Origin of the sequence: Vibrio coralliirubri, assembly GCF_024347375.1 — a bacterium.
Lineage (GTDB): Bacteria > Pseudomonadota > Gammaproteobacteria > Enterobacterales > Vibrionaceae > Vibrio > Vibrio coralliirubri.
This window is the reverse complement of record NZ_AP025471.1, coordinates 1,806,644-1,829,394: the sequence shown is the minus strand read 5'-3', so window position 1 is coordinate 1,829,394 and position 22,751 is coordinate 1,806,644. Positions and strand designations below refer to the sequence as shown.

The window sequence follows — 22,751 nt, the reverse complement described above, 5'->3', positions numbered from 1 at the left end:
CAACAAACCACAGCAAACAGCAGCACAAACAAAAATGTCAGCGTAATATACGCTGACATTTTTATTTATCCGGAGGCGGCTAGCTTACAGATATTTCTCAATCGGTAGCAATTGCAAAAAGCCTGATTGCATTCGTTCCCATTGACCCGTTTCAGGTTCGCTGTCCCAACTTTGCTCGCCCGAATACCAATACACATCACCGTCTTCCAGTTCCAAGCGCCAGCTATTATCTTCACTCATCGTTTGCTCAATGGTGTCTGCTAATGTTTCAGCAATCTCTTTGTTCTCGATGATCAAAACCGATTCCGTGTTGAGGTAAGTAGAACGCAAGTTGAAGTTAAATGAGCCGATGCTCGCGATGCTGCGGTCGAATACGACTGATTTAGCGTGCAAGCCATAGGCCGTCTCAGGTGCACATTTAGACACGTCTTGAGTCGATGCTTCACACAGCTTAGATTCTGGTTTTAGCTCAAACAGGTCGATGCCATGCTCCAACATATCGTAACGTCTGCCCGCATAAGCGGAGTGATTGGTCACCAGATCATTAGACGCCATAGAGTTCGTTAGCGCTTTTATCTCAACGCCCTTGTTGTTCAATACCTGCCACTCTTCAAGCTGACCATCATCGAATACAAGGTAAGCGGATTCCAGCAAGATCTCTTGTTTCGATTCGCTCGCTAATTTCCCTAAAAGAATCGCGGTCGCTTTCGGTTCATCGGTATTGTCTGAATCATCAGGGACGGGTTGATCGTAAACAAAACGCGCATTCACCCATGTCATCTCACCAATCACCTCTTTCAGCAAACTATCAGCAGCCTCACGGTCTAATGGTAATTCAGGGTAATTTTGATAGTGCGGAACGACAATATTATCTATCTTTGAGAGATCAGGTTGTTCGTCGTCACCCAGCATATCGACAGGGTAAGACCAACGGCTATTCCAGTATTCAACAAAACTTGTTTGGATGGTATTAACTACCGAACCCATGACTAATACATCGCGGTCTCGGAAATTGATTTCATCAGAAAGGTCGAAGTATTCATCACCAATATTACGCCCGCCCACCACAGACAAAGTGCCATCTACGGTAAACGACTTATTGTGCATACGGCGATTTAAACGAGAAAAGTCGCCGACAAAGCTCAGCCATTTACTGAAACCACGGCGTGTTGGTGTTGGGTTGAAGATACGAATCTCGACGTTCGGGTGCGCATCCAATGCCGACAGCAAACCTTCACGTTCGTTAAGGTTGATATCATCCAGCATTACGCGAACCTTCACACCGCGCTCGGCCGCGGCTAACAAACGACTGGCTAAGTAACTGCCCGATTCGTCAGAGTTCCAGATGTAGTATTGAATGTCGATGGTGTGCTCGGCACTTTCAACCAGCGCTAATCGCTGTGCCAAGGCATCCCAACCAGACTCTTGCAGACGAACCGCAGTGGTGCCTTGCTCTAAGGCTTCAGGCTGAAATTCATTGGTTAGAACCGATAAAGAACTAGGTGCAGGAGAGGTTGGCGGTTCTGTCGGGTGATCGATGCCTTCAGGAAGTGAAGAACACCCACCTAAAACGGCGATTAAGATTAACGTTAAACTGATGCGTTGGAGCACAGGCATGTATCTGACTTCCTTTTCACGATGGCGTCTTTAGAAACTTTCCGTACAGCTTTTCAATGAACAAGCTATTCCGATCTATTCATTGATTATTACTGCTAAATCCTGAAATTTATAGGTAATTATCCAGTATAAATTTAAAGGTCGTTAAATTGGCCTACAAATCACTTAAGTTGAGTGAGCGCCAAACAGTATAAACTCAGCGGCTTTTCGACCATGTCAATGGTGAGCTCTGTTCGGTCTGGGTTACAGTTCAACGCCAATGCGTAACCATGTAAATAGTCCACCAGCAAGTCCAACGCATTTTTGGCTTGCTCTTCGGTTAACGCTAACGGGCTCAACACCGCTTCAAAACGTTCACTAAATACCTCCATCGGCCCGAGGGATTTCATGGTCAATAGGGTCTCTAACAAGCCTCTATATTCGTTGAGCATCGACAAGTAACTCACACTGAGCCGATAAAGGTTATCTCGCCAGTCTTGGGTCAGCTCTGGCTTCGCAACTTCTTCAATCAAAGAAACCGTGATTGCCTCAAGCAGATCGTTTTTGTTTTTGAAGTAATGGTATATGGCCATCGCATCGACCCCGAGTTCTGTCGCTAATCCTCGAATGCTTGGCACTTTGCCACTCTCTCGCATCATGCTTTTAGCAATGGTGAGAATTCTCTCGGCGCTGAGTTGGCTTGATCCACTCTTTGGTCGACCTCGTTTCTGATCCTTGACAGTCATACCGTCACCTCTTAAACTTTATTTCTACACTGTAGAATATTTTAATTTATTACCGTGTAGATGCCAAGTTTCTCATCGATATCGGAGTTAAAAATGTCAAATATTGTATTCATCGCAACCAGCCTTGACGGTTACATTGCGGACAAACAAGGCGGCTTAGATTGGCTGCAAGCGATTCCAAATCCAGACAGTGACGACATGGGTTACAACGCCCACACCGATCGTATCGATGCACTGGTCATGGGACGAAATACAATGGATATGGTGTTGAGCTTTGGTATCGACTGGCCTTACAGCAAGCCAGTCTATGTACTGAGCAACACTTTGAATGAAGTACCTCAAGAACTTGAAGGTAAAGTATTTTTGATGAAAGGCGAGCTTAAACAGATTGTCGCGGATTTGAATAACAAAGGCCTAAAGAACTTGTACATTGATGGCGGCATCACCATTCAAAACTTCCTGAAAGAAGACCTGATTGATGAGCTGGTCATCTCGACCATTCCTATCGTGCTTGGTGGTGGGTCCCCGTTATTTGGTGACTTAGTATCTCCCGTCGATTTTACGTTGAAAGGCGTCACGACGTACCTTGATGAGATCGTGCAAACTCATTACTTACGTAAGCGCTAAAGCTGTTGTTGATCTAAGGGCATGAAAGGATCAACACCGAAAACATTGTTCACGCTACATAACCTTTATCGTCTCTACACAAGCCTTCCTTATAGTAGTACCCTTTATTGTCTCTCATTCTTGATGGTAGCTGGATATTATGAAGCTTTTGGTCGATCGCACTGGTGAACAGTTTTTAGAAATTCTGCAAGAATCGGGAGACACGCTGACGGTTCAATTCATTACCAATGAAGGCAATCGAAAGGGTAAGCCGTTCCAAGATAACTTAAGTGGGTTGTTCCTCACAGGGTGGAAGCCGCGCACGACTTCAACCGCCATCGGATTAGAACGCTTTAAGCAAGGCAAACTTGAAGATCCCAAAGTGAGTTTCGCATTGCACCAACTCTATCCACTCGGTCGAGACGTAAAATTACCTTCTGGTGATATCGCCACAATCGCGAGTTACGCCAATACCCATGCCGATGGCTACTATATGTTTGTACGCCTCAACGACGAATTAACCCGACTCAAGATTACACCCGATTGGGAACTGCAACCTTCCGCTCAAAGATTGGCTCTGCCTTATTACCCAACCCCAAGAACTAAAGAAGAGCTCGACAACATTGACGATTTTGATGCGTGGGCGGGTGGCTTCTAAACACTCCTCACCTACGCCTAGTAGCACATAATACCCAAGTTATTATCAATTATTTTTTGACAATAATTCAAATGTAGCACTGTTTATCGTTTCAAATACTCCTACTATTATTTATCCATCGACACAGACTGCAGCTCAATGAACAAAGAGTGGCGCTGTAAACACAGACAAATCACCATTTCGGTGAAAAATAATATAGGTACGAACATGACTCAACTAACTATCATCGCAAACATCGTCGCTAACGAAGACAAAATTGAATTGGTTAAAGCTGAGCTGCTAAAGCTGATTGATATTACTCGCGCTGAAGAAGGTTGCATCAACTACGACCTTCACCAAGACAATGAAAACCCAGCACATTTCACTTTCTACGAAAACTGGACATCACGTGAACTTTGGCAAACACACATGGGTAATACCCACCTTGCTGAATACATGGCAGCAACCGAAGGCAGTGTTACGTCATTTACACTTAACGAGATGACTAAGATCGCTTAAGTACAGTTACAGTAGTCTGTTACTAGAAAGCACACTGACAAGCTATCGAGTTCAATTTGAAAGCCCCGCTGCACGTCAGCGGGGCTTTTTCATTTATGCGGATATCGTCGGTCTGCCTTAGTTAGAGCTTCAAACGGGGCTGAATAAAATCAATAAACGCCGAGATACGTTTAGAGACAGAGGACGACTTGTAATAAACCGCATTCACTCGCTCTCGGTCTGTATTGGCAAGTTTATCTTGTTCCAGAATAGGGATTAGACGCCCCGCAGCCATATCTTCCTGCACCATAAACCCCGATAAACAAGCTATCCCATTTCCAGCTAGTGCTAGTTGACGCACGGTTTCACCATTACTGGCTGTCACAGTAGGCGCGACATAACTTTGGTTTGGTAAAGGCCAATGGTTAAGCACTTTGTTCCCTGCAAAACCCACAATTTGATGTGAACTCAAATCTTCAGGTTTGGTGGGCATCCCACGCTTAGCGAGATAATCAGGTGACGCAACAATATGGAGCAAACTTTTTCCTAACGGGCGAGCATGCAGTGTTGAATCGGACAACTTACCGATTCGAATCGCAACATCAGTTCTCTTTTCTAGAAGATCAACGAAGCCTTCGTTGGAAGTGAGTTCCAACTCAATGTCTGGATAAGCCTCTTTGAATGCCTGCACCAACGGCACTAGCTGATGGAATACGAATGGACTAGCGGCATCGACTCTTAAACGACCTTTTGGTAACTCACCACGCGACACGATTTCTTCTTCCGCGCTCTGAATCATCTGTAATCCCACCCTGACTGAATCGACAAACTGCCGCCCTTCCTCCGTCAACTCCACGCGTCTCGTTGTTCGGTTGAATATTGAGACGCCGAGTTGCGACTCAACCTTACTCACCGAACGAGACACCTTGGCGACCTGCACATCCAGCGCCTCTGCCGCCGCAGAAAACCCACCAGCATCGACAACGGTGAGTACCATTTCTAAATCATCTGAACGGGTTAACATGGGACTCCTTCACTATCTTCATTTTGTTTAATGTCATCTCGCTTGTGATCATCACAACTCAAATCATCTGTGTCTTTTCGATCTCATCAGCTTAATCCAATGATCGGCTAACTCTCCAATTATTGCAAATAACACAAAGGTTATTTGTTAATGATGGCATTTTTCACAAATATATTTTGCTAGATAATCCTCGCCATCAAACGAAGCGCTCCTATTGCAGTCACAAGCTGCCCCATTTTATCGCGCTCGGTATTTAACAAAGAACAGTAAGAGAGATGATTATGCCACTAGCATTACTTGCATTGACGCTCAGCGCCTTTGCCATCGGAACCACAGAATTTGTCATCGTAGGCTTGATTCCTACCATGGCGAGCGACTTGAATGTATCTCTGCCATCGGCAGGTTTATTAGTCAGTTTATATGCGCTTGGCGTTGCTATTGGCGCACCTGTATTAACGGCATTAACCGGCAAATGGAATCGTAAAGCGGTGCTACTAACCGTGATGGCATTGTTTGTCATTGGTAACTTATTGGCGTGGCAGGCGCCAGGCTATAACACGCTGATCGCCGCACGAATTTTGACCGGCCTTGCCCATGGTGTGTTCTTCTCGATTGGATCGACCATCGCGACAGGTTTGGTTTCAAAAGATAAAGCAGCCAGTGCCATTGCGATCATGTTTACGGGTTTAACGGTTGCATTGGTGACCGGCGTACCACTGGGCACTTACATCGGCCAAACCTTTGGCTGGCAAGCAACCTTCTTGATAGTGGCTCTGCTTGGTCTTATTGCTCTTATCGGTAGCGCTATCTTGGTTCCAAGCAACCTTAAGCAACCACCAGCGGCGAAGATTTCGGCACAACTAAAGGTTCTAACTCAACCACGCTTACTGTTGGTTTACGCTATCACAGCACTAGGTTATGGCGGTACATTCACAGCTTTTACGTTCCTTGCTCCAATACTGGAAAACGTATCAGGGTTTGATTCGAGCTCAATCAGTCTCATCATGTTGGTTTACGGTGTGTCAGTGGCGGTAGGTAACATCTGGGGTGGAAAAATGGCCGACAAGATGGGCCCGATTAAAGCGCTGACCGTTATCTTCTCTGGTTTAGCCGCGGTACTGGTGGTATTCAACTTTACCGCTGTAAACCCTTATGCAGCCGTTGCGACTATTTTGGTTTGGGGTGCATTCGCATTCGGTAACGTTCCGGGGCTACAAGTGTATGTTGTGAAACTGGCTGAGAAATACACACCAGACGCAGTCGATGTCGCTTCTGGGTTGAACATTGCAGCCTTCAACGTCGGTATTGCATTAGGCTCATGGGGCGGTGGTTTGATTGTCGCGAAATCTGGATTAATGAACACCCCTTGGATAGGTGCTGTGATCGTTCTGATCGCTCTTGTTCTGACTCGATTCAGTGGTGCGTTAGATAAGAAGCAAGCACAACAAGCTGTTCCATCTAGCATCTAGCATCTAGCATCTAGCATCTAGCAAGGATAGAAAAAACAAAGCCCGAACCTAGGTTCGGGCTTTATCTATTCAATCTGATTATTACGCATTATCGATCGCTTTCAGCACTTTACATGGATTACCGACTGCAACCACATTGGCTGGAATGTCTTTGGTTACCACACTGCCTGCGCCAATAACGCTGTTTTCGCCAATAGTGACACCGGGGCAGATGATTACACCACCGCCAAGCCAAACATTGTCGCCAACATTAATCGGTGTGCCAAACTCAACGCCTTCTTCTACACGGCCTTTCACTTCGAGTGGATGACCTGCGGTCAGGATTTGAACGTTCGGACCAAGCAGTACATTGTCGCCAATGGTCACTTCAGCCACATCCAAAATCACGCAGTTAAAGTTAGCGTAGAAGTTCTTGCCCAGCTTGATGTTCGAGCCGTAGTCACAACGAAATGGAGGTTCTAGATGCGCGTTTTCACATCCAGGAATGAGCTCTTGCGTTGCTGCTTCCCATTCAGGTGTGTCAGGAATACTGTTATTGAGTTTTTGAAGCACCTTACGACATTCGATACGAGCTGAATAAAGCTCTTTATCCCAAGCCTGATAAGGTTCGCCTGCTAGCATTTTTTGTTTTTCTGTTTTCACGTTACTTACCTGTTCTCACATTACTGAACTAATGCTGGTCAATTCATCGACCAAAAAACGCAATATCGCACATCTAAATAACAGTGAATAAGGAGTGTTTAAGCTTGGTTTAAGAGATGCGCAGTTCGTCACTTTTTGTAGGTGAAATATGAAATTCGAACATTGCTAATTTAGCTTCGCTATCGAATCGCGCAGCACCAAACCACCAGTGGTATTAATGGTGGTCGCTTGCTCTGTTTCACCGACAATTTGCAGGATCGCCTTTTGCGTCATTTGCTCTAATGGCACACTGACAGACGTTAAGCTTGGCGTTAAAAACGCCCCCACTTTGCTGTTATCAAAGCCGACGATAGAAACATCTTGAGGCAATGAGTACCCAAGTTCAGTTAACGCCTTAATCGCACCAATCGCCATGTCATCGTTTTCCGACAAGATAGCAGTGAATGTTGCTTTGCTTTTTGCCAGAGCCTGAGCCGCGTGATAACCGCTCTCCATCGTCCAATCGCCTTGAACAACTTTGGCCTCATCCAATGCCACACCATGTTTAGTTAACACATTTTGATAGGCTTGGTAACGCAACTCATCAGTCGAAGAACCGGTTTTTCCTCGAATCACTGCAATATCTGTATGGCCTTGCTCAATGATGTGTTCAACCATCAAACAAGCGCTCTGATAATGGTCGGTGGTAATGGCATGATTAGGCTTCGACGGCATTTCTCGGTTGAGTACCAGAATCTGTGTGTCAGTGCTTTCGATGACCTTTGCAATCTCACTTTCAGCTAAGCACTGTGGGTAAATGATGATGCCCGCGCACTTCATATCCAACAGGAAGTTGATCGCCTTTATTTCGTCTTCTGCGCTGTGTTTTCCATCGGTGATCACCAGTTGGTGATTCGACTTTTCGCTATAAGAAGCCGCGTGATACATCAAGGAAGAAAAGTAAGGGCCATTGAACAACTCATTGGTGATTACAAAGCCGATGAAATTGGTCTTCTTAGTCGCCAATTGCTGGGCCAACAAGTTAGGTCGATAACCTGTTTCTTGAATCGCATCAAATACCTTTTTCACCACATCTGGGCGCACGATGTTCTTGCCATTTAAGACACGAGAAACGGTCGATTTAGATACGCCTGCGCGATTTGCGACATCAAGCATGGTTACCATTCGCTTCTTTTCCTTTATAAAAAATTAGCCGACATAGGCCGACTAATTCATTGCAAAATGACAGCTCACAGTTCACATAACTGCGCTGGGAAATGCATTCTAAATAGTGGCACCGTTAGATGCAATCACGCCTTTATACCACTCGAACGACTTCTTGCGTTTGCGTTCTAGTGAGCCAGATTGATCGTTGTGCTTATCTACGTAAATGAATCCATAGCGTTTTTTCATCTCGCCCGTGGTGAACGACACTAAATCGATACAGCCCCAAGGGGTATACCCCATCAAATCAACACCATCAATCGCAACGGCTTTTTTCATCTCTTTGATGTGGTCGCCAAGGTAAGCGATGCGGTAGTCGTCATTAATGCTGCCATCTTCTTCAATGGTATCAATAGCGCCAAAACCGTTCTCAACGATAAACAATGGCACTTCATAACGTTCATACAGAGATGCTAAACAGAAGCGCAAACCCGTTGGATCAATTGGCCAGCCCCAATCGCTAGACTGGATGAACGGGTTATCGACCGAATTTTCATGACCGCCGTCCATCGCTTCTTCGGTCGATTGGTGCGAAGACGAGTCCAAAGTATTCGACATGTAGTAACTAAAGCCAAGGTAATCCGCTTTACCTTCTTTTAGGATCTGCTCATCTTCGGGCTGCATCTCAATGTTGAAGCCTTTGATTGCCCAGTCACGCTTAGCGTAATTTGGGTAATGACCACGCACCATTACGTCCGAGAAGAAATAACGGTCACGCATCGCTTGCTGTGCCACCATGATGTCTTCTGGCTTTGAAGAACGAGGGTAGAAAGGCACCATCGCACACATTGCGCCGATCTGAAGGTCTGGATTGATCTCGTGACCTTTCTTAACCACCAACGCACTGGCGACAAACTGGTGGTGAACCGCTTGATACATCGCCTCTTGCGGCTTTTCGCATTGTGGGAACTTCACGCCAGAGCACAACCAACCGAAGATGTCTGCCGAAGTGTTCATCTGGTTGTTGATCTCGTTGAAGGTCATCCAGTATTTTACTTTGTGCTGGTATCGCTCCATCACCGTAGTTGAGTATTTAACGAAGAAGTCGATCACTTTGCGGTTCATCCAGCCGCCATATTCGTTAGCTAGGTGGTAAGGCATTTCAAAGTGGCTCAGTGTGACCACTGGTTGAATGTCGTATTTCAACAGCTCATCAAACAGCTCATCGTAAAATGCTAAACCCGCTTCACACGGCTCAGCTTCATCGCCATTTGGGAAGATACGCGTCCACGCGATACTGGTACGGAAACACTTAAAGCCCATCTCAGCGAATAACTTAATGTCTTGTTTGTAGCGATGGTAGAAATCCACTGCGACTTGGTTTGGATAGTTTTCGCCATCAATCACGCCATCGGTGATTCGACGTTGTACACCATGAGCGCCCGCTGTTAATACATCAACAACACTGACACCTTTACCATTCGCATCCCAGCCGCCTTCTAACTGATGTGCTGCAACCGCACCACCCCATAAAAAATCGTTCGGAAATTCGTTGTTCATACCATTACTCGCTACAAGTTATTCGTGAAAAAGACCAGGATTAGAGAGCCCATTACAACTCTGAAACCGATTTCAATAAAAGCAAAGATACAGATTGAAACCGGTTTCAGCAATAGTTAAAAGATCTTTTTTGATCGAACTACAGACTAATCAACAGTCAGCATTACGATCAATGCTGCTCAAAATACTGATCATGCTGCGATTTGCCAGATTGGTTTTGAGTGCCAGGGTAGAACTGAACGAGTGTCTGATCGGCTAGTGTGAGGTGAATCCAACCCTCTTTGACTTTCAGCCAATTGGTGCCGTTGGTCTCATAGACCGCAGGAAAGGTGCCCCAGCCTGACTCTGATACTTGCAACTCTTGAAAGCGGTCGATCGGCGTTAGCTTATTGCTGGCAAAATCTGCGTCGGCATAGACTGATAAAGGTTCGATGGCATCGTTTGGCTTAAATGTATAACAGCTCACAGAGGCTGAAGTGCGATCAAACCACTGGTAGGGTTGTGCGCCTGTTAAATCGTAGACCGTGCAATCGTTAAATTGAATGGCCCACTCTTGATGGGCTTTGAAGCCAAGATACCCAACGGGTTGTGATGGTTCAGGTTTCGCGTCCGTCTCCTGCTCATACGCCGGTTCTGAGGTTGCACATCCCATCAGCCCAAGACTAAAAAGGAAAGTCACAGCATGCTTCATCATTGTAATACCTCAGTTCCGTTAGTGAGTTAAACGCTATTTAAGTGCCCTCCATTAAACGGTAAGTTCCAAGCGATTACCATCTGGATCGAGTATACAGCTCTCATAATAGCCATCGCCTGTTCTTCTTGGGCCATCTAAGCGCTCATAACCATCTTCAACCAAGCGTTGAGTGAGTGCATCGACCGCTTGTTCCGAGCCCAATGAAATCGCGATATGAACAAAGCCTGTAAACTGATCATAGATGTCATCTTTCGATTCAGGCACCGAGTCCATTTCCATGATCTCTAGACGGCTCCCTGTTTCGAAAGAGAGGAAGTATGAAGAAAACCCTTTGGTTGGGTTGTGATATTTTGAATTCGATGTGGCACCGAAATAGTCTTCATAAAATCGCTTCAACACTTCGAGTTGTTTGGTCCAAATTGCGATGTGTTCAATCTTCATTTTGTTCACCTCAGTTTGATGTCTAACGCTAGATTACTCATCAAATATGGCTCAATAAACAGAACGAAATTCATCGAAGCTGTTCCTGTTTAAGAACTCAAACTTATGTCCATAACTGCACAGTATTGGTATCTATGTTTGTGTAATAGTTATCTTTCCTCCATAGTCGGGTTTTACACATTCTGAGATATAAGCCGTGAACTTTCTAAAATTAATAACTCTCGCTGCGATATGGGGCGGTTCGTTTCTGTTCATGAGAATTGCCGCTAATCCATTGGGCCCAGCGGTGTTGATTGAAGCGCGAGTGCTGTTTGCTGCCATCACTCTATTATTGGTCGCTATCTACTTAAGAAAGAAGTTGTCGTTCAATTCACATGCTAAACACTTCTTTATTCTTGGATTGTTCAATACTGCGGTTCCCTTTTTACTTTTCGCTTATGCCGCGCAGACACTGAACGCCTCGACACTCGCTATCTTGAACTCGACTGCGCCAATATGGGCGGCAATCATAGGTGCGATATGGACCAAAACTACACTCGAAGCGCGTGTTCTATTAGGGCTTGGAATTGGGGTAACGGGAGTTGGCGTGTTAGTCGGTTGGGATGCGATGAACATTGGCCGTGAGGCTGTGCTTCCCATCTTTGCGGCGGTGATGGCGGCCTTTAGTTACGGAATAGCGTCGAACTATACCAAACAAGCACCCAAAGTTGAGGCATTCAACAATGCTCATGGCAGCATGTGGGCGGCGGTATTAATCGTGTTGCCGTTTGTCTTCTTTATGCCGATGAGAGAGGCTCCGGATCTGACCATCACCACATCAGTGATCTTATTAGGCGCTGTGTGTACAGGCCTTGCCTACTTGCTTTATTTCAATCTCGTTTCTGAGCTGGGTGCGCCTTCGGCTCTGTCTGTTACCTTTTTGATTCCAGTGTTTGGCATCTTGTGGGGCAACCTTTTCTTAGACGAAGCAATTGGCCTTAACACTATTTTCGGATCGGTTCTGGTTATTACCGGCACCATGTTAGTGACAGGTATGACGCCTTCTAAGATAATAGAGAGCGCCAAACAAAAACGAGCGGCAAGAGCGGCTCGTTAATCAGCCATGTATTGTTGAATCTTGTTTCTCAACCACTGATGAGCAGGATTCAAATCGGTTCTCTTATGCCAGATCATGTACTGCTGCATAGGTAATATTTCAAAAGGCTGATCAAGGACTTGAAGCTGGAAGGGTTCGGAAAATTGATTGGCAAAATCACGCGACGTACTGCCGACACAATCTGAGCCCGATACCAGCACACACATGGTCATCAGCGAGTCACACTCGGCACTCACTTTTCTCTGTTTCAATGGCGACTTGGTAAAGTAATCTGCCGTGTATAAACGGGTTCGACGCATTCTAAAAGTAACGTGCTTTTCGTTGTAATATTGCTCTTGCGTCACCGAGCCATTGATTCTCGGATGCCCCTTTCTAGCAATTAGTACCAATTCATCTTCAATCATCGGCTGCTTCATATATCCATTCACTTGCGGGTAATGGATATCAATCGCTAGATCAGCTTGCTGCATGCTTAAACTCTGAAGAAGTTCTTCTTCGTTGTTCGGCACCATATTGAACTCAATTGAGATATTCCCCAACGTTTCATCTTGCTCGACAAGGGGTTGAAGCTTGGTTAAGCCGATCTCATTCACCAGAATTCGAAACACATGATACTGCTGATTATCGAACTGCTTTAAGGTGCTAACTGCGCTGGTTATGCCTTCAAGGGCTGGTTCCACTCGGTTTGCCAGTTGCACCGCAGCGTTAGTCGGAATAATCCCGCGCCCTTCACGAATAAACAGGTCAGTATCAAGTTGAGATTGCAGTCGCTTCAATGCCCCACTCACTCCAGGCTGAGTCATACCAAGCGATTCTGAGGCTAAGGTGATCGACTGCAGTCGATACACTTCCAAAAATACGCTCAGTAAATTTAGATCTAACTTTTCAACATCACTCACGGTCACTCTCCATGTTTAGGTGCACTCGCATTGGGTATGCGACAAGCTTTGCGCTTCAATCTGCTACTTTTAAGCATACAACACATAACAGTTCGTGATGTGTTAAATAAAGCTTACTTTATTTTTTGCTATATGTCTTATTCCTATAATCGCCTCAACGAAACAAAATTCTGAAATGAAGAGGCTCTTATGACAACTTCTCGCACGTTCAAAAACGCATCACTATTCCTAGCTATCTCGCTGGCATTTCCAGCAGTTGCAGCTAACCATGACCACGCACACTTCAGCGAAATTGGCGACCAAGGTGGCAAAAGCGCAACCGAGATGACCACCAAAGCAAACCAAGAGTTCGCAAAAACACTTAACTTTGCCGACACTCGTGCTTTCGACAATAACAACAAGGGTCTGATTGCTAGCTTTGATCAAGAGACGGGCGACATCATTCGTAATAGCTTTAACTTCATCGACCCGAGTGTAACGAATGCAGACCAAGCACCTGATTCGGTTAACCCTTCGCTTTGGCGCCAAGCAGTATTGAACCAAGCGGCAGAAGGTTTATATGAGGTTGTTCCGGGTAAAGTTTACCAAGTTCGAGGCGCGGATTTAGCGTCTATCTCTTTCATTCGTAGTGACAACGGTTGGATCGCTTATGACGTACTTCTTACCAAAGAAGCGGCCGCTAAATCTCTCAAATTCTTCAAGAGCAATGTGCCTGATGGCGGCGAACTGCCAGTCGTAGCAATGATTTACTCTCACTCGCACGCTGATCACTTTGGTGGCGCAAGAGCAATCAAAGACGCGTACCCAGATGTAAAAGTGTACGGTTCGAAAAACATCACTAAAGAGATCGTCGACGAAAACGTATTGGCGGGTAATGCAATGTCTCGTCGTACTGCTTATCAATATGGCGCAACCCTGAACCGACACGAACACGGTATTGTTGATGCCGCACTGTCGAAAGGTCTATCAACCGGTAGCATTACTTACGTACTGCCAGACTACGAGCTGAACCATAACGAAGAGATTGAAACTCTGGTTATCGACGGCCTAGAAATGCAATTCATGGATGCTTCTGGTACCGAAGCGGCCTCTGAAATGGTGACATATATTCCAAGTATGAAAGCACTTTGGACTGGCGAACTGACCTACCAAGGCATGCACAACCTGTACACGCTGCGTGGCGCTAAAGTACGTGACGGCTTGAAATGGTCTAAGAAGATCAACGAGATGTTAGTCACTTGGGGTGAAGATACTGAGGTGCTGTTTGCGTCTCACTCATCGCCAATTTGGGGCGAACAAGAGATCTCTGATTACCTAAAAATGCAGCGTGACGCTTACGGTTTTACTCATAACCAAACGCTTCGCTTAGCCAATAACGGTGTGGTTCTACAAGACATCGGGGACGAGATTTACAAGGTAATGCCAGACAGCATTCAACAGTCTTGGCACACCAACGGTTACCACGGTACTTACTCTCACAACGCCCGCGCTGTGTACAACATGTATCTTGGTTACTTCGACATGAACCCAGCTAACCTAAACCCATTACCAATCAAGCCAGAGTCAGTGAAGTTTGTTGAGTACATGGGCGGCAGCGACGCTGTGATTGAAAAAGCACAGCAAGACTTCCAAGAAGGTGAATACCGCTTCGTTGCAACAGCACTGAATAAGGTGATTCAAGCAGAACCAGAGAACAAAGTTGCACGCGGCTTATTGGCTGATACTTACGAGCAGTTGGGTTATCAATCAGAAGGAGCTGGTTGGAGAAACATCTATCTAACGGGCGCTCAAGAGCTTCGTATTGGCACACAACCGGGCGCACCAAAGACTGCATCTCCGGATGTGTTGGCGAATATGACGATTGAAAACCTACTCGACTACTTAGCCGTAAAAGTGGATTCGCTAAAAGCGCAAGAAACACCATTTACGTTGAATATTCAGCTACCAGACGTTCAAGAGTTCTACTACGTTGAAATGTCTAACGGTAACCTGAACAACATTCAAGTGAACGAGCTACAAGATGCCGATACGACACTGATCATAAATAAGTCTGACGTGTCTGACATCGTGCTTAAGAAAACAAGCCTTGGAAAACTGTTAGAAGACGGACAAGCAGGCGTGAAAGGTGATAAGACATCGCTTAACAAACTGCTCTCTTCACTAACAGAAGCTGACACCTCTTTTGAGATTGTACCGCGTCCAAACAAAGGCGAAGAAGTTGATGCCGAGCTATACCAAGATTCAGCGGTACACGCTCATTAAACGCCGGATACACTAAATAAAAACAACAGCAGTTAGCTAGAAAAAACGTTCTATAAAGAACATAAAAACAAGCCCCTACCTTTTGGTCGGGGCTTTCTTATTTGTTCTCAATAAGTGCTTCTGAATCGCTACTGAGCTTGACCGTTTACTTCGCAATCCCAATAAGAAGGTGAACCATAATATTGAACAAAGTAGTCGATAAATACGCGTACCTTAGGCGCAAGCAACTGAGCACTCGGGTATACCGCCCAGATAGCCGCCTCATCCTTTAAAGGGTAATCCGGCAACACCTCAACCAGCGAACCTTCCGCGAGCTGCTTATAAGCAATCCAAGTCGCACACATGGCAATGCCCAAGCCATCGACACATACATCCCTTACCGCTTCACCGTGATCGACGCGGATAGCACCTTTCTTCTTGATGGTGACATCGCCTTCTGGTGTATCGAACGTCCACCCTTCCAAGCCAGTTTGATTGATGCATTGATGTTGCTTGAGGTCTTCTGGTGTTTTCGGATAGCCATGAGCTGCCAGATATTCCGGCGATGCACACAAAATACGCTTATCAGTCGAGAGCTTACGAGCGATCAGGCTTGAGTTTTGTAGCTCCGCATTACGAATCGCCACATCAAAGCCACCATCAACCAGATCGACGATTGAGTCACTGAGTGAAATGTCCACCGACAGATCTGGATACTTAGCCAAAAAGCCTTTTAGCGCTGGCATAACATGCATGCGACCAAACGATGAAGGCGCAGATATTCGCAACACCCCTTTTGGTAATTCATTACCAGTTCCGACAGAGGCAACACCCGCTTCAACACTCAAAAGGATTTGCTTGGCGTGAGGAAGAAATGCCATGCCTTCTTCGGTCAGGGAAACCTTTCTCGTGGTGCGATGCACAAGACGTGCACCTAGGCTCTCTTCGAGCTTTCCGATATGAATACTGGCTACCGGAGGTGACAACCCAAGCTCTTGTCCTGCTTGACTTATATTGTGCGTAGACGCGAGTCGCACAAACAATTTTAGATGTTCAATGTTCATCAATACTGGCTAGCCTGCGCTGAGTACACGCTGCTTACTGGCCGCAGCGGCACGAGGGATAATGTGGGTTTTAATATAGGCATTAAGCTTAAACCATGCAAAAGCGCCCGCTAAAACATTGGCGACTGTCGCAGCAATAACCGCATTGATCATGTCTCCAGTTATAGAGCCGAGCCATAACGCCGGAATGTAGAAAACAAACAAGCGTAGGAAAGAGACATTCAAAGCTCTACGAGGCACACCCAAGGCATTAAAGACCGACGCAACCAACATGCAAAGCCCAAGCGGCCCATAGCTGAACGGTATAAATAACAAGGTCACTTCAAACCAGTTGCGTATACCTTGTTCTTCCGAGATAACAGGAATAATCCAGCCACTAAACAGCGCCAATAATGCGGCCATCACAGTGTGGAAAACCAGTAAGAACTTCGCTGTTGTATTCAATAGCTCGGGGATTTTGCATCGCTGCTGCGCCCCTAGGTAACGACCAATCATAGGCGGTATGGACATCGTCAGAGCAAGAGAAAACACCAACATAAAACTTTCAACACGGGCGAGTAAGCTCCAAAAAGCCATCTCATCGGTTCCGATTCTCGCTATCAAAAGCATTGAGAAGAACGCGCTGACCGCGGGTAATATCTGATTCGCAGTGGTTGGCATTACCGTCTTGAATAACTCAAAACTGTAGCCTTTGATTTGGTTACGGCACGCGCCATTGAAGCCAAACCAACCCTTGCCGCGAGACTTGATTAGCATGTAGATTGCACCAAATGCGTAACCAATGCTCGATGCGATCGCTGCTCCTGCAATGCCCATATCCAATCCAAAGATCAGAATAGGGTCGAGAATTAGGTTAATCACGCTAGCAGCCAAGAACATGCTGCCGGTTGTTTTGGTATCGCCATTGGCACGATAAACACAGGTGGCCAGATAAAGCACCGCCACCATCAATGCACTGAACAACCACAGTGGCCAGTACACATTAAAAATAGACAGCATGGATTGGTATTGAGCGTCAGATACATCATTCACAAACGACGCAAAAACAGAATCGCTAAAAACAATCAGCCCTATGCAGATCAAAGCAATCACCAAGACACCCAACCCGACAGACAGCGTGGCAATTGAAGTAGATTTACGTTGCTCCTTTGCCCCTACCGCTTGAGAAATAATGGACGTTGCCGCCACACCGATGCCCACTTGAACACCGGTAAACGCCGCCTGAAATGGCAAGGTGATACCGTGAACCGCCAACTCATTAACCCCTAGCTGACCAATAAAGATCGAATCGACCAATTGCACCATCATGATCGCAAACACGCCCAGCGTCAGTGGCAGTGTTTTCTCAATAATGGTTTTCAAAGTCGCGGATCTCATCTGCATAAGTCGGTTCACTCTTGTCTGTACCTTGTGGCTAATTACCTAGTTGAGCAGTATACGAAGCTAAATGAAAAGGATAAGAGCGCCAAACAAGGAATGAGTTTTTAGATTTCGTTGACAATCGAAGTGGCAAGATACCTTCAACGTTAAAATATCAAACTAAGGTGTTGAATAAATTGAAATTACAAAAATCGCCAACACTCTTAATAATTCGTTAATAGTGTTTCGTTTAATGGTTAATTGTTGGTTCGAACATTCCTCGCTAGCCTGAATTTAGGTCGCATTCACACTGAATAGGCTGAAATGAAATCTCTCAGAAGGAATATGGAAATGGCATATCAAGGTTATACGACGTTTAAAGCTCAAGCCGAGGATGGGATTCTTACCGTCACTTTTGACTTCGGTACTGTGAATGTTCAAGGGCAAGAAATGCTTGCCGACCTCAATGGTTTAGCGATGAGACTAGAGCGCGATCGTGACATCAAGGTCGTGGTATTTCAGTCAGCAAACCCTGAAGTTTGGGTCTGTCACTACGACACCAATCTATTAAAAGACATGTCGACAGAAGCCGTTTCTCGTGAAGAAGCGAAGTTACTCGACCTGCAAGTGGTGCTGGAAAGAATCAGCAAACTGCCACAAGCCACCATTGCCAAGCTTGAAGGCTTCGCTCGAGGTGGAGGCCACGAATTTGCACTGGCGTGTGACATGCGATTCGCGGCTCGCGGTAAATACAAATTCATGCAAATGGAAGTAGGTATGGGCATCCTTCCTTGTGGTGGCGGTGCATCACGCATGGCACGCCAAGTCGGCTTAGGTCGCGCACTCGAAATCGTCCTAAGTGCACGAGACTTTGATGCTGACGAAGCCGAAGCATACGGCACCATCAACAAGGCACTAGAGCCGGATGAAATTGGCGAATATGTTGATACGCTTGCCAAACGAATCTCAAAATTCCCTGCTGAATCGATCAATGCATGTAAGCAAGCGGTGTATGAGTCTATCGATAAACCGATCGACGAAGCACTCAAAGCGGAAGCTTACTGGTTGTATCAAGCTACGAGCAAAACCCCTGCGGTTAAGCGCTTCCAAATTGCCGATGAGCAAGGCCTAGAGCACGATATGGAAAACCAACGTAACTGGGAAACTCTGGTTATGAACGTTCAAGACATCAAATAACTCGGTCACTTCTCTTAATTTGGGTCAGCCACAAACTGACCCATTGTCTTACTTAATCGTTAAACGCCAACGGTTAACCACCAAGTGTTAAAATGGTCATTATTTGCCCCATAGACTCACATTTGAGTCTTCAGCTTGTGAGCCAAATGCAACTATGTGTCATTAATCTTTGTTATAACGTTGTTCAAACTATTTTTTGAAGGACGGAATATGCAAAAAATAATTCTGATCACAGGTGCCACGGATGGCATTGGTTTAGAGACCGCAAAAGCACTAACGCAACAAGGGCACCATGTTCTGATTCATGGCCGCAACCCAGTTAAGGTCAATAAAGTCGTGACCGCTTTGTCTCGCCTGTCTAAGAATGCAATCATCGAAAGCTACATCGCAGACCTATCGACGCTCTCTGAAGTTGAGGCGCTCGCAACCCAAATCAAAAGCGATCACAAACGACTCGATATACTCATTAACAACGCAGGTGTGTATAAGGTGTCGGACATCACCACTCCAGACAATCTTGATGTGCGTTTTGTCGTAAACACCATTGCGCCGTATCTACTGACAAAAAAGCTGCTTCCTCTTTTTGATGCGACAGGTCGTATCGTCAACCTATCTTCAGCAGCCCAAGCCCCCGTCGATTTAGATGCATTGATTAGCCCGAATGCGGGTGAACTTGATGGTCCGGTTTACGCGCAAAGTAAGCTCGCACTAACGATGTGGTCCATCGAATTAGCCAATAGTCTTTTAGACAAAGGCACCGCAATTATCCCTGTAAACCCAGCCTCTTTCCTTGGCAGTAAATTAGTAAAAGATGCTTATGGCGTTGATGGAAACGATCTAGCGATTGGTGCCGATATTCTTTGTCGTGCTGCGTTCAGTGATGAGTTTGCCAACGCTTCCGGTAAATATTTTGATAATGATTCTGGGTTGTTCAAAGACCCGCACGCTGACGCATTAGACAACACCAAGAACCAAAAGCTGGTGACAGTGCTTGATCAATTACTCGAAGAAAAGCTGTGCGTTGCGCACTGATCATTAATTAGTAAAAGCACCACTAACACTCCCCCCACCACCACACACAATCCAAGCCGCAGTTCTATCCATCTAGACAAAGAACTGCGTGCTCTTTCGATTATTAAAATTTCTTTAATACTGATTCCCCGCTTTGCCCAATTATCACCCAAGATGCAGCTTGCTAAACTTGCCCTCGTCGAAACAACACAGGCTACGGCCGAGGAGCATTTATGCGTTTTGAAGGTAAAGTTTATCGTCCTTGGATGGAAGCAGAGAGCGTACTCATCCAGACAACATTGGGGTGCAGTAACAACCAATGTACCTTCTGCACGATGTTTGATGATAAGCGTTTCAAAGTAAGAGATATCAAAGACATCTTTGAAGATATTGATGCGGCGAGAAAAATCTATCCGCATGTAGAGTCTATCTTTTTAGTCGATGGTAACGTAATGGCGATTAGAACCGAGATGCTGATTTCGATTCTGGATTACATCAAGATCACCTTCCCAGAGATCAAGAATATTTCTCTGTATTCAGGGTTCAATGACTTCCGTCGTAAGAGCTTGTCTGAACTGAAAGAGATTAAGTCGGCAGGTTTAAGCATGGCCTATTCAGGCTTAGAGTCCGGTGACCCAATTGTGCTTGAACGCATTCAAAAGCGCATGACGCGTGAGCATGCGATTGAAGGCATGAACCTAGCCCGTGAAGCAGACATCAAGGTGCTGGCTTCATTTATCTTTGGCCTTGGCGGCAAAGAGCGTTCTGTCGAGCATGCGATTAGTACCACCAGCTTACTGAACATCATGCAGCCAGATGCGATTGCACCGATGGCTTTAGCCGTTCAACCGGGATCGGTATTGGAAAAAGAAGTAAACCGTGGCGAGTTTGTTTTACCAACGCCATTGCAGATTCTGGAAGAAGAAAAATACTTGCTCGAAAACCTAGAAGATTTCGATTGCTACTACTGGGGCGACCACGGCAATAACATCTCACCAATGCGTGGCATGTTGCCTCAAGCTCGCAAGCCGTTTCTTGATAAGATTAATCAAGACATCGCTCACAACCCAATCACTAAGCAAAACGTCATTAAAACCTTTGCTTGGTAATAGCTCGATTTAACTCGTAAACAGACCAAACGACAGGCGTTGCAGCTCCATATTATGAAATAATCAAAGTCCAGCAGCGCCTAACGTATATCTTACTTTTTCAGGTTCACAGCCCTACCTAAGCCAAAGCCGCTAACAACAAGTCAGTACTCGCTTCAACGTGATCTGCAATCTCTTGTTCTGTGGGTGCAGGCATTCCCATCAACACACCATCTCTGACACTCATCACCATACCAAGCCAAAGCTTAATTTTGGTTTGTGGTTCTTCAATATCGAATCGCTCATTGAAAAACTGAGCAAGCACGCGATCGGTATCATCTGGGCCAACGTCCATAAAACGGCTAACTAATTCTGGAGACTTACTGCCTTCTGCTATCAACAGCTTAAAGGTCGCAATATGCTCGCTCGAAAGGTGAAACAAAACGAAGTCTTTTGCAAAGCCCAATAACGCTTGTCGAGTATCGGCGTGTTGCAAATGCACCACCAACTTATCGTCTGTCTGGCTACCCATTTGTCTTAACGTCGCTTCAAACAACACATCTTTAGAAGAGAAGTAACGATAAAGCGTTTGCTTGGTCATTTTCGCTTCTCTAGCGACTCGGTCCATGCTGGTTTGCACATAGCCTTCCGCGAGGAATATCTCCTTCGCCGCTTTTAAAATCGCGAGTCGTTTCTTCTCTTTGTTCTGCTCAATCTTGCTCATTACTTCATCCACCCCAAAACAGAGATCATACTTTAAAGTATGATTTATGTTGACTCAACTATTTTTTAAAATCATACTTACCAGTATGATTTATTAATAACAGATAATTGGATAGAGAAATGACGACAATGAACCTCCCTAAAACTGAAGCAAGAAACACACGAACCCTCGGCTTTACTCTCGCGATTGCAGGTGCCGTGTTAATGAGTATTGACCCCATCTTTATTCGTTATGCCGGTGTCAGCGGATTCGATACTGCCTTTTTGTTCGGCTTATTCAGCGCAATCTCGATGCCGATTTTGCTTAAGTTCAACGACAAACGTGGAATCCGAAAAGCAGTCGTACAGAGCGGTTGGCCATTGTTGGCAGCGGGTATTCTTATGCTCGGCAGTGCCTCAGGCTTGGTGTTCAGCATTAAGATGACCTCGATTGCCAATACCTTTGTGATCCTCAGTGCGGCCCCTGCTGTTGCGGCTATTTTCAGCTGGTTGATCTTGAAAGAAGCCACTAGTCGATCGACTTTGGTTGCCATTGTTGCGGTGATGATTGGTATTACGATCGTGGTTTCGGGTTCGTTTTCTTCAGGTAATTGGATGGGTGATGCGTTGGCTGTGTTCGCGGTGATCTGTTTATCTATGATGTTTACCTTGCTACGCAAATATCAAGACGTCAGCCGATTGGCGAGTGTGGGCCTAGGTGGCTTATTGCTAGCGGTTGTGATGTTTTTCTTCGCAACGCCATCAAGCTACAGCGTTGAAACATGGTTAATCATGGGCATGATGGGCTTGTTTACGGCACCTGTTGGCCGAGTGTTATCTATGGTCGCAACGCGCCACATTACTGCGCCAGAGGTATCAATGACTCTGATGTTGGAAACTGTGTTAGCGCCAGTTTGGGCGTTTATCTTCTTCACCGAGATCCCGCCAACAACCAGTATTGTCGGCGGTGTGGTGATCTTGATTACGATCTTCATCTACACCTTAGTGACCATGAAAAACGATGACAAATAAAGAGAT

Annotated in this window: 22 protein-coding genes; 10 read left to right on the top strand and 12 right to left on the bottom strand. The window is 45.7% G+C overall.

Annotated elements, in window-relative coordinates; translation table 11 throughout:
• Positions 1–84 precede the first annotated feature (84 nt).
• A complete protein-coding gene (locus tag OCV20_RS24895; protein WP_086774038.1) occupies positions 85–1,617 on the bottom strand; it encodes a phospholipase D family protein in 1,533 nt (510 codons plus the stop codon).
• Positions 1,618–1,778: 161 nt separating this feature from the next.
• The gene (locus OCV20_RS24890) at positions 1,779–2,342 is read right to left on the bottom strand and encodes a TetR/AcrR family transcriptional regulator (RefSeq protein WP_086774039.1); all 564 of its coding nucleotides are present in this window, start codon (positions 2,340–2,342) and stop codon (positions 1,779–1,781) included.
• Positions 2,343–2,435: 93 nt separating this feature from the next.
• Here OCV20_RS24890 and OCV20_RS24885 point away from each other — a divergent pair, with 93 nt between their 5' ends.
• The 3 genes from OCV20_RS24885 (at position 2,436) to OCV20_RS24875 (ending at position 4,104) form a co-directional block, all read left to right on the top strand.
• Positions 2,436–2,969, top strand: coding sequence for a dihydrofolate reductase family protein (locus tag OCV20_RS24885; protein WP_162290807.1), 534 nt, complete (start codon positions 2,436–2,438; stop codon positions 2,967–2,969).
• A 139-nt stretch (positions 2,970–3,108) separates the two neighbouring features.
• Positions 3,109–3,606: a hypothetical protein gene (locus OCV20_RS24880; protein ID WP_050647695.1), complete on the top strand. Its 498-nt coding sequence runs from the start codon at positions 3,109–3,111 to the stop codon at positions 3,604–3,606.
• 207 nt (positions 3,607–3,813) lie between these two features.
• On the top strand, positions 3,814–4,104 hold the full coding sequence (locus OCV20_RS24875; RefSeq protein ID WP_017081375.1) for a putative quinol monooxygenase: 291 nt from the start codon (positions 3,814–3,816) through the stop codon (positions 4,102–4,104).
• A 121-nt stretch (positions 4,105–4,225) separates the two neighbouring features.
• Here the strand turns inward: OCV20_RS24875 and OCV20_RS24870 are convergent, their stop codons facing one another.
• The gene (locus OCV20_RS24870) at positions 4,226–5,107 is read right to left on the bottom strand and encodes a LysR family transcriptional regulator (RefSeq protein ID WP_086774041.1); all 882 of its coding nucleotides are present in this window, start codon (positions 5,105–5,107) and stop codon (positions 4,226–4,228) included.
• Between the two features lie 281 nt (positions 5,108–5,388).
• On the opposite strand from OCV20_RS24870, the gene OCV20_RS24865 reads away from it, so the two are divergent.
• Positions 5,389–6,576 carry an MFS transporter gene (locus OCV20_RS24865; protein ID WP_050620362.1) on the top strand — a complete coding sequence of 396 codons (1,188 nt, stop codon included), beginning with the start codon at positions 5,389–5,391 and terminating at the stop codon, positions 6,574–6,576.
• A gap of 81 nt (positions 6,577–6,657) precedes the next feature.
• On the opposite strand, the gene OCV20_RS24860 is transcribed toward OCV20_RS24865, so the two are convergent.
• The 5 genes from OCV20_RS24860 to OCV20_RS24840 form a co-directional block, all read right to left on the bottom strand.
• Entirely contained in the window at positions 6,658–7,218 is a 561-nt protein-coding gene (locus tag OCV20_RS24860) for a sugar O-acetyltransferase (RefSeq protein WP_086774042.1), read from the bottom strand.
• A 165-nt stretch (positions 7,219–7,383) separates the two neighbouring features.
• Entirely contained in the window at positions 7,384–8,382 is a 999-nt protein-coding gene (locus OCV20_RS24855) for a LacI family DNA-binding transcriptional regulator (RefSeq protein WP_086774043.1), read from the bottom strand.
• Positions 8,383–8,481: 99 nt separating this feature from the next.
• On the bottom strand, positions 8,482–9,921 hold the full coding sequence (locus tag OCV20_RS24850; RefSeq protein ID WP_086774044.1) for a 6-phospho-beta-glucosidase: 1,440 nt from the start codon (positions 9,919–9,921) through the stop codon (positions 8,482–8,484).
• A gap of 169 nt (positions 9,922–10,090) precedes the next feature.
• Positions 10,091–10,615 (bottom strand): hypothetical protein, encoded by a 525-nt coding sequence (locus OCV20_RS24845; RefSeq protein ID WP_086774045.1) that lies wholly within the window; start codon positions 10,613–10,615, stop codon positions 10,091–10,093.
• Positions 10,616–10,666: 51 nt separating this feature from the next.
• The gene (locus tag OCV20_RS24840; RefSeq protein WP_086774046.1) at positions 10,667–11,056 is read right to left on the bottom strand and encodes a VOC family protein; all 390 of its coding nucleotides are present in this window, start codon (positions 11,054–11,056) and stop codon (positions 10,667–10,669) included.
• Positions 11,057–11,309: 253 nt separating this feature from the next.
• On the opposite strand from OCV20_RS24840, the gene OCV20_RS24835 reads away from it, so the two are divergent.
• Positions 11,310–12,152 (top strand): DMT family transporter, encoded by an 843-nt coding sequence (locus OCV20_RS24835; RefSeq protein ID WP_238382728.1) that lies wholly within the window; start codon positions 11,310–11,312, stop codon positions 12,150–12,152.
• On the opposite strand, the gene OCV20_RS24830 is transcribed toward OCV20_RS24835, so the two are convergent.
• The gene (locus OCV20_RS24830; RefSeq protein WP_086774048.1) at positions 12,149–13,051 is read right to left on the bottom strand and encodes a LysR family transcriptional regulator; all 903 of its coding nucleotides are present in this window, start codon (positions 13,049–13,051) and stop codon (positions 12,149–12,151) included. The two genes, OCV20_RS24835 and OCV20_RS24830, sit on opposite strands and share 4 nt — an antisense overlap.
• 189 nt (positions 13,052–13,240) lie before the next feature.
• Here OCV20_RS24830 and OCV20_RS24825 point away from each other — a divergent pair, with 189 nt between their 5' ends.
• Positions 13,241–15,313: an alkyl/aryl-sulfatase gene (locus OCV20_RS24825; RefSeq protein WP_050052588.1), complete on the top strand. Its 2,073-nt coding sequence runs from the start codon at positions 13,241–13,243 to the stop codon at positions 15,311–15,313.
• A 128-nt stretch (positions 15,314–15,441) separates the two neighbouring features.
• Here OCV20_RS24825 and OCV20_RS24820 read toward each other — a convergent pair whose 3' ends face one another.
• Both OCV20_RS24820 and OCV20_RS24815 read right to left on the bottom strand, forming a co-directional pair.
• Positions 15,442–16,356: a LysR family transcriptional regulator gene (locus tag OCV20_RS24820; protein WP_048614380.1), complete on the bottom strand. Its 915-nt coding sequence runs from the start codon at positions 16,354–16,356 to the stop codon at positions 15,442–15,444.
• Between the two features lie 9 nt (positions 16,357–16,365).
• Positions 16,366–17,739: an MATE family efflux transporter gene (locus OCV20_RS24815; protein ID WP_086774049.1), complete on the bottom strand. Its 1,374-nt coding sequence runs from the start codon at positions 17,737–17,739 to the stop codon at positions 16,366–16,368.
• Between the two features lie 327 nt (positions 17,740–18,066).
• On the opposite strand from OCV20_RS24815, the gene OCV20_RS24810 reads away from it, so the two are divergent.
• From OCV20_RS24810 to OCV20_RS24800, 3 genes are all read left to right on the top strand, one after another.
• Positions 18,067–18,912, top strand: a complete 846-nt coding sequence (locus OCV20_RS24810) for an enoyl-CoA hydratase/isomerase family protein (RefSeq protein WP_004732302.1) — start codon at positions 18,067–18,069, stop codon at positions 18,910–18,912.
• Positions 18,913–19,122: 210 nt separating this feature from the next.
• Positions 19,123–19,944, top strand: coding sequence for an SDR family NAD(P)-dependent oxidoreductase (locus tag OCV20_RS24805; RefSeq protein WP_086774050.1), 822 nt, complete (start codon positions 19,123–19,125; stop codon positions 19,942–19,944).
• A gap of 212 nt (positions 19,945–20,156) precedes the next feature.
• Positions 20,157–21,032 (top strand): radical SAM protein, encoded by an 876-nt coding sequence (locus tag OCV20_RS24800; protein ID WP_086774051.1) that lies wholly within the window; start codon positions 20,157–20,159, stop codon positions 21,030–21,032.
• Between the two features lie 118 nt (positions 21,033–21,150).
• Here OCV20_RS24800 and OCV20_RS24795 read toward each other — a convergent pair whose 3' ends face one another.
• The gene (locus OCV20_RS24795; protein ID WP_086774052.1) at positions 21,151–21,735 is read right to left on the bottom strand and encodes a TetR/AcrR family transcriptional regulator; all 585 of its coding nucleotides are present in this window, start codon (positions 21,733–21,735) and stop codon (positions 21,151–21,153) included.
• Positions 21,736–21,854: 119 nt separating this feature from the next.
• Here OCV20_RS24795 and OCV20_RS24790 point away from each other — a divergent pair, with 119 nt between their 5' ends.
• Positions 21,855–22,745, top strand: coding sequence for a DMT family transporter (locus OCV20_RS24790; RefSeq protein ID WP_017087615.1), 891 nt, complete (start codon positions 21,855–21,857; stop codon positions 22,743–22,745).
• Positions 22,746–22,751 lie beyond the last annotated feature (6 nt).